The 8,542-nt window shown below is 40.0% G+C and carries 2 protein-coding genes and 1 pseudogene; all 3 read left to right on the top strand.

Annotated elements, in window-relative coordinates:
- The first annotated feature begins 53 nt into the window (after positions 1-53).
- The gene (locus HMPREF9073_RS11365) at positions 54-3,176 is read left to right on the top strand and encodes a reprolysin-like metallopeptidase (RefSeq protein WP_009413918.1); all 3,123 of its coding nucleotides are present in this window, start codon (positions 54-56) and stop codon (positions 3,174-3,176) included.
- Positions 3,177-3,439: 263 nt separating this feature from the next.
- On the top strand, positions 3,440-7,930 hold the full coding sequence (locus HMPREF9073_RS11360) for a hypothetical protein (RefSeq protein ID WP_009413916.1): 4,491 nt from the start codon (positions 3,440-3,442) through the stop codon (positions 7,928-7,930).
- A 78-nt stretch (positions 7,931-8,008) separates the two neighbouring features.
- A pseudogene (locus HMPREF9073_RS11355) lies at positions 8,009-8,542 on the top strand (hypothetical protein); the annotation flags it as partial.

Raw genomic sequence — 8,542 nt, 5'->3', positions numbered from 1 at the left:
GGCTTGTCCCCCTTCGGGGGAACGGGGGCTATAACACTAAACACTAACAACAAATGAAAATATCACGACTTTTACTACTCTGCTTCTTACTAACAGCAGTAACCAACGCACAACAAAAAGCTATTGAGGTCATACGCCTTTTTGATACAAACACCTCAGTACAATGGAATGTTCTTGTCAAAGGAAAATCTATATCGTTCAGCTGGCAAGCACGCCCCAATAGCCTTGCCCAAGAAGGCTTCCGCACTTTCGTTGCCTATCACAATGGCAATTTTGCAGGAACACTCTCAATGAATAAAACTACCCTATCAGGTGAAGTATGGCACGATGGTCATTCTTATTTCATCAATACTGAAAACGGAATGCTCAAAGTTACTACCGATAAAGAACACTTCACTTGTGGCACTTGCGCCGATGGGCAATGCTCCCAAGCCACAACTCCCACTTCCCAAAGACTACCTATGCAACTCGCGCCTGCTAATGCGATGACTGCACGTGGGGCAATACTGCACGAAGAAGCACTTCCGTCTGACGACAAAAAAGTGCTTTACAATACCAATGTACTCAGAACCTATCGTTTGGCTATGCTCATCGATTACAGTTTCTACAAAGAACGTTGTTATGGTGACATAAATAAGGTAAAAGAATTTATGACAAAAGTAGAGGCAGGACTCAACGAGGTATGCGGTAGAGAGATAGGCTGTCAATTTACTTTGGTGAACGACCCTCGTCTTATCATCACTACTAAAGACAAAGAAATATACGATTACCCTGTGGTGAGAGAGGTATTGAATAGAGCGACTTCAGATTTTAATAACCTTATAGGCGAAGAGAATTACGATGCAGGTATTGTCTTTTCTAAATACCGTGATAATCGTGGTTTGGCGCATTTGGGTGAAATTACAGGGAAACTAAAAGGAGGCTGTATTGCCAATCACGAGTTTTATATCATCCTTCACGAATTAGGACACTTATTAGGATCTGCACACACCTTTACCATAGGAGGAGCAACCGCTTCTTCTCATACCGAGCCCGATAGAGGGAACTCTATTATGAGTTACATCAACGACCCTAACGGCACATATTTCTCACTTCCGTCTATATATACCATCCGCAACCGTACCAATTTGCACGATGCTTATTATAGCGATAAAGCCCGTACTCAGTTAGTAGGTTTGCCACAAGACAATATCCCTTACGGTGAAGTTTCTACTAACCGTGCCCCTGTAATCCAACGTTCTACATTAAAGAAGGAATACAAACTCCCCAAAAATACTTACTTTCAATTCAATATAGAAGCAACCGACCCCGATGGCGACCCCCTTCTCTATATGGCACATCAAGCCGATTTTAATCAATTTGGCAAAGCGCGTTTCCCTTCTAATCGCCCTACCGAAAGCAACCATATAGAGTTCTATCAACCCTATAGAAAAAATGAATACAATGAATGGAAACCTGTTCCTTATAAGTTCACAGGTGAAAACGAAACTGGGGTTTTCACTTTTTGGTTAGGTGTATCCGACGGTAAAATAGGAGCTCACAAAGATGGAAAACCTCACGTACCTCTATATGATGTCTATGAAACCAAAGTAAATATAGTAGAAGGTAAGCCTTTTAGGATAACTAATATAACTAAAAGCAGTGCCGGAAGATTTAAATATGGTAAAGAAACTACTATCTACTGGGATGTTGATAAGAATGTTTTTGGCAACGATAGTAAGGTGCGTATCCTCTTTTCAGACGATTATGGAAAAACCTATAAATACGTGTTAGCCGATGGATTACCTAACAACGGACAAGCTACGGTCATTTTCCCTACACAAGCTAAAGGCTGGAATGGTGGCAATCTCTATGTAGAAGGTATTTTCAAAATAGAAGTACTCAATCATATCGCTTATGCTGTAAGTAATGAAAAACCTCATTTATTGGATATGCACAGTCCTGACATTACCTTTAAAAATTTGCCTGAGCCTGTGATAACTGTTAAAAAGAATGCTATTCCCGAAAAACCTAACGTTACCGCCGAATCTCATTATTGTGGTGCTAATAAAAAAGCTGAGGTAACTTTTTCAGAAGAAGACCATACTACCTATTTATTGCGCAAATGGGTAGCAAAAGATAAATGCAACTATTCTGCTACAGCACAGCAATTTATCTATTACGAAAAAGAAGCGCCTACTAAAACCTTGCGTTTTGTAGCCCCTCTTCCTGAGGATAAACACGTACAATGCCGAGGCGATATCCCTGCCAAAGCTGAAGTAAAAGCAGAGGGTGCCGATAACATTCACATAGACTATGAAGAAGAGTTTAGAGAAGGCGACCGTAAGTCTTACAAACTCACTCGCTCTTGGATAGCCTATGTCGATGGAGCTTTGCCTATCCGCCATACCCAACAAATTTTCCTCAAAGACACTCAAAAACCAGTGCTCTCGTCTTACCCCCCAAGTATGACAGTAAAGAGCGAAGCCGATGTGCCTGTAAGAGAAAACCTCACTGCAACCGATAATTGTGATGGAGCTTTACAAGTAGTATCTAGCCAAAGCAATGAAACTAAAGACGGTAAAAAAATAGTGCGCTATGTATGGTTTGTAGAAGATAGTGCTCATAACGAAAACCGTTATGAACAAGTAATCACTATTGACCCTAACGCTCAAAATCCTCAACCCCAACCCCAACCACAACCACAACCACAACCTAACCCACAACCTCAACCTAACCCACAACCTCAACCCCAACCCCAACCCCAACCACAACCTCAACCTAAACCTCAACCACAGCCCAACCCACAACCACAGCCTCAACCCCAACCCCAACCACAGCCTAACCCTCAACCACAGCCACAACCCAACCCTAACCCCGACCCGTCAGCCCCGTCCGACTCGTCCACCCCATCACTTATTATATATAATGGTGTCTCTATCTCTAACCCCGAGAACTATTTTAAAATAGAAAATACTGATGAAGATCGCCCTATCTCGGTGCTCATCTTCGATGAAATGGGACTCAAAGTATACGAGAACAATAATTACAACAAAAACGGCGAAGTGTTTAGAGGCTATCCTAATGTACAGAATATAAATAAGAGCAAAGCCCTTGCGGGTACTTATTTTTATATTGTTACCTATTATAAAGATGGACAACAACAAACCCAAAAAGGTTTCTTGTATGTAAAATAATTAGCTAACTTTGCCCCTCCGAGATTTTCCAAGCCCCTCTGAGATACTCCAACACCTACTCAAAAGAATTACTTTTACAACTTGCCCCTTCGGGGAAGTCCGTGAGAGTAGAATATGTGGAGGGGCTTTTATTTCTTACCTTACTTCAACTCTTAAAAACTACCTAAAAGCTGTTAAAAAAATATTAAATCTCATTCTGTATATGGTAGTGTGAAAACAGTTTACTATTTTTGCACCCTAAAATAGAAGAAAACTGTTTTTCAATGAAAAGAAACTTTACATCACTAACAAGCAAAAACATTCATTTATTACTATGGGTAGGCTTCTTCTTACTCACTATAGGGCATTTGAGTGCACAGTGTCTCACTATGCCTGAACCTGTGAGCTACACACAAGTGAGCAAAACTACTAAAAGAGTAGAAGAGTACGCTACTATCAATGGTATTACAGTAACTCGTATTTTAGAAACGAGAGGCTGGTCTATTGATAAGATTAGGTATTCTAATGAGGAAACCTTGATGAGTAATGATCATGATAGTAGTAAAGACACACGAGGTGACGAATACTATTGTGGTAAATGGCGTATGGCTACCTTTGGTAACAAGAAGTATCCCTTTATGGACTCTAACAAGGTAAGCAAAATTACCTATAAGTTTAGTAAGCCCGTAATGGATGCTGAGGTTTTCTTGGCAGCCTTTGGGTATAGTGGAACAAAGAAAACTTGGGATAATAGTAAACTTCACCAAGATAGGGTGATAATCACAACTAATAGTGGAGGAACTACAAATTTAGATTTGCGTAGTTCTTGTACTTCAGGAGCTGCTACCATCGAAAGTGGTAACAAAGTAGTATCTGAAAGAGATAAAACAACAGATGTTAAAGTAGGGGTTACTTCCACAGAACCCTTTACAGAGCTCTATTTGCAAGTTGAGGAAAAATCAGGACAAACAGGTGGTTATGGTTTCTTTGTAGAAATATGTTTAGAAACATTAGAATTAGATAATAGTGTTTGTTCTGCAGAAACTCCTAGTAGTATAACTGATCCTTTCGGCGGCAGTTCTGCAGCTACAAAAGTGGCTACAATTAACGGAGTACAAGTTACCCGTAAAATGACTGCAGGGAAGATAGGTAGTATAGGATCAGATAACTATTGCGGTTCTACTAAAAACTATCCTCCTAACTTACCATTATTAGGAGGTATAGGAGGAGGAAATAAACTTATATATGAGTTTGATAAACCTGTTAATAATATTGAAATTTTATTATACGCTTTTGGTGATAAGTTTCTTTCAGGCACTTATGATGAAATAGAATTTGAAGTAGATGGGGGAGGAACCCTTTCTCTTCAAAAAGTTTTTGAGTGTAATGTAGGGGTAAGTAATATTACAGGACGTACAATAAAGAGCGCTACAGGAAAAATCCTTACCGATGTCTCTCTTAAACTTGTATCAACGCAACCTTTTACTAAAATAACTCTTACAGATAAAGGAAGTACAGGAAAAGGTTCTGTTGTAGCACTTTGCCCTTCTTCTGTACAAGCGTTACTTGAAACTAGCTATAATTGTACCCCTGCTACTATAGGATCTAATTTTGCAAGACAACAAGTGGCTACCGCTCAGATGAATAATATAACGGTAACACGAAGAGTAGCAAGTGTTAATGATATATCTACAGGGGCTAACACTTCAAACCATTGCGGGGGTAATGTAACTTATCCAGCACATTTACCTTTATTGATAGGTAATAAACAAATTACGTATGACTTTTCAACACCTATAAGAAGTGCTGAAATATTCCTTTATTATTTTGGGGATAATATAAATGGAGGAACATTTGACAAAGTGAGATTTGCGGTAAATAGTGGTACAGCTTCTCTTGCTAAAGTATACGACTGTTATCCAGGAGCAGCGGTTATCAACGGATTAGAGGTAACTAGTACTAGTAAAAAACTAACTACCGATGTGGGTATAAGAGTAACTTCTACAGCACCTTTTACAAGAATAACCCTTACTGATGTGAATAGTAATGGGGGAGGTTATTATGTGGTGATTTGTCCTACTTCAATAAAGAGACCTCCATATAATAGTGGTGCACAATGTGGCCCTAATATGCCCGACCCTATGTTTGTAGGGACTACTACTGCTACTGCTAATGGTATACAAGTGAATATCAATAGACCGGCAGGAACAGAGAGAACTACAAATTATTCTACTGCTAGTGTAACCACTTGTCAAACTGTATATAAAGCAGGTACTACATTTTTACAAAGTAATAAAAGTGTTACCTATAAATTTAGTCAGCCTGTAAACAATGTAGAAGTATGGTTAGCATTAATGGGAGGACATAAGGAAATCCCTTCTAATCGTGATGCTGCTAAAATTACAACTAATTGTGGAACCAATCCTACACTAACCTTAGTTTCTGATTGTGTAGGTAATGCTGCTATAGATAATAATGTAGTATGGGCTGATGGTGAAAAAGGCGTAGATGTAGGTGTAAAAGTAACTTCCGACAAACCTTTTATGGAACTTACTATTACAGATTTTAATAGCACTGCTGCTGGTTACTTTGTAGATCTTTGCCCTGTTTCAATCAAAAAACAAGGTACTGGTAATACCGATGCGGTAACCATTACTACGCAACTTACCGCTACAACTACTGCTTGTGTTGGGTTTACCACTACCCTTACTACACAAGCTACTTTAGCAAGTCCTTTCAGTGGTAGTCTCAATTACCAATGGCAAAAGTCTACTAACAATGGTACTACGTGGAGCGATATAAGCGGACAAAGTGGTAGTGCAGCTTCAGGTGCTAATGTCACCTATAGCTTTACGCCTACTACTTCTGATAACAATGCGCTATACCGTGTAGCATATACTTATACTCACGCCGGTAGTTTCTGTGGTACGCTGTCGCTTACTACCAATGCTACTAAATTGGTAGCTAACACAGTATCTTCAGTCATCGCAATAAATGCACCTGCTTATACTGATGTAGCTGTATGTGCAAGTGCTACAGGTACTACTACTATTACGGCTAAAGCAACCCTCAATACAGGTATGGGAGGAACTGGTGTTACTTATCAGTTACAATACCGTCCTACCGATACAGCTAATTGGGTAGATCACGCTACTCAGAAATATACACTTGTAACTGGCGGTGCTGAAAAGATACTTACAATAGAGAATGTAGCTTCTAACACAGGTTATTACCGTGTGAAGTATACCTCCGATGCCTCAGTATGTGGCGGTGGAGAAAGCTATTCTAATATATTTAAATTTACAGCTCTCACTGTTACCGATGTGCTTACTATCAACCCTACTACTTATCCTAATAAAGTAGTATGTACAGATGCTACCTTTACTATCAATGCGCAAGCTACAGTAGCTACAGGTACTATAGTAAATATCGGTGGTAATAGATTCTCTTATGAATTGCAGTACAAAGCCAATAGTTCTGCTAACTGGGTGAACTATGCACTTCCTAATGGAGGAGCTACCCAAACGTATAGTAACAACACCAAAGTAGGGGCTACTCGTGTCTTTACTATCAATACAGCCAATGTGGCTAACGGTGGTAAGTTCAGAGTGCGCTATGCTGTAGACCTCGTAGGTTTATGTGATGATATCTCTGCATACTCTAATGAGTTTACTGTTACCAAAGCTTCAGTACTCAATAACATTACTGAGTTTTATGCTACTCCTGCAACACTCAATGAAACAGGAGCAACCAATGTAGTATATACTATTAAAGGTGTTCCTGGTACGCAGTTGCTACATAAATTCAATAATGGTACAGCTACAGCTGCCTCTATACCACCAGGAGGAGTTTTAACCATAACTCACAACGGACAAACTGCTACGGCTACCTTGGCAATTACACAAGTAGCCAACGGTACTTGTACCCTCACTACTAACTATTTAGTAGAAGTAGGTAAAGCAGGAGGAGCTTGTACCAGTTTCCCTTCACCTCAGTTTGCTAAAACAGCTACTGCAGCAGCACAAATAGGAGGACTAACAGTAAACAGAACTATTACAGGAACTCCACAGTTTTTTGACGCCTATACCTATGATTCAGGACAAATGTGCCAAAGCACTATATTGGCAGGCTATCCTATAATGAAAGGTGGACAGGCAACTATTAAGTATACATTTAGCAAACCTGTAACCTCTGTACAAGTATGGCTTTCAGGATTCGGAGGTAACCCTAGTGTTGCCAATGCCGATAGCGTAACCTTTGCAGTAAACTGTGGTGGCACAGTAGCAGTAAACGCAGTAGGTTGTGGTACCGATGCTGGAAAACTCACCGTAGCTGGTGGAAAAGTATCACACCAAGCCAATGTGTATACTCAAGCAAAAGTAGTCGTAACCTCTGATAAACCGTTCACCGAACTTACCCTTACCGACCCTGATAACAGTAGCGCCGGTGGGTATGTAGTAGAATTGTGTCCAATATCAGTAGTATCTGTAGGAACAATGAGTGTTACAGCTCAACCTACTCCTAAAACTATATGTGCAGGTGATGATTCAAAATTAGAGGCAAAAGCTATACTAACAGGTGTACCAGCTTCATATAGTATTAGTTATGAATGGCAACAAAGTGATGATGCTACTACTTGGATAAAAGCAGTAGCTCCAGTAGCCCCTGCTCCAACAGGAAGTGTACTTAACAATGGTATCCATACCTCTACGCTTACTCTTAAAAATGTACCAGTAAGCTATAACGGCAAGTACTTCCGTGTAGTATTCAAATAGACTAGTTGTACTACAACAGTTGTTACTGCTACAAGCACAACAGTAAGATTAACTGTAACTACTGCCGCTACTCCTACAGTAAGCAGTACTACTACCCTTTGCCCTACAGCAAATAGTAATATTGTATCGTTTGATAATTATGTAACCCCTGCAGTAGGTACTACCTTGCGTTGGTATGCTACCCCTACAGCTACTGCAAGCACTACTGTAGCTCCTACTATCAATACGAATGTAACGACTCGTACTACTGCAACAGCCTATGTACGAGCTATCAATAACAACGGCTGTACTAGTGGCCTCGTAACTGTTACCCTTACAGTGAACGATACCACACCACCTACTTTCAATGCTCCATCTGCTTTGAATATAGTGTGTAACTCAACTACAGCTACTACAGCTATCAACACTTGGCTCGGTACGGCTACTGCCACCGATGCTTGTGGTGCAATAGCAACTATTACAAATAACTATAATGCTCCAGCTGACTTTTGTACTGTACCTGGTGGCGTTATCACTGTTACCTTTGTAGCAAAAGATACCTTTGGTAATGTAACTACTAAAACATCAACTATTAAGTTAGCAGCTACACCTCTTACAGTAGCAAGCGATACC

This window comes from Capnocytophaga sp. oral taxon 326 str. F0382 (genome assembly GCF_000318295.1).
Taxonomy (GTDB): domain Bacteria; phylum Bacteroidota; class Bacteroidia; order Flavobacteriales; family Flavobacteriaceae; genus Capnocytophaga; species Capnocytophaga periodontitidis.
Note: the sequence above shows the minus strand (reverse complement) of the source record. Positions and strands in the feature narration are given on the sequence as shown.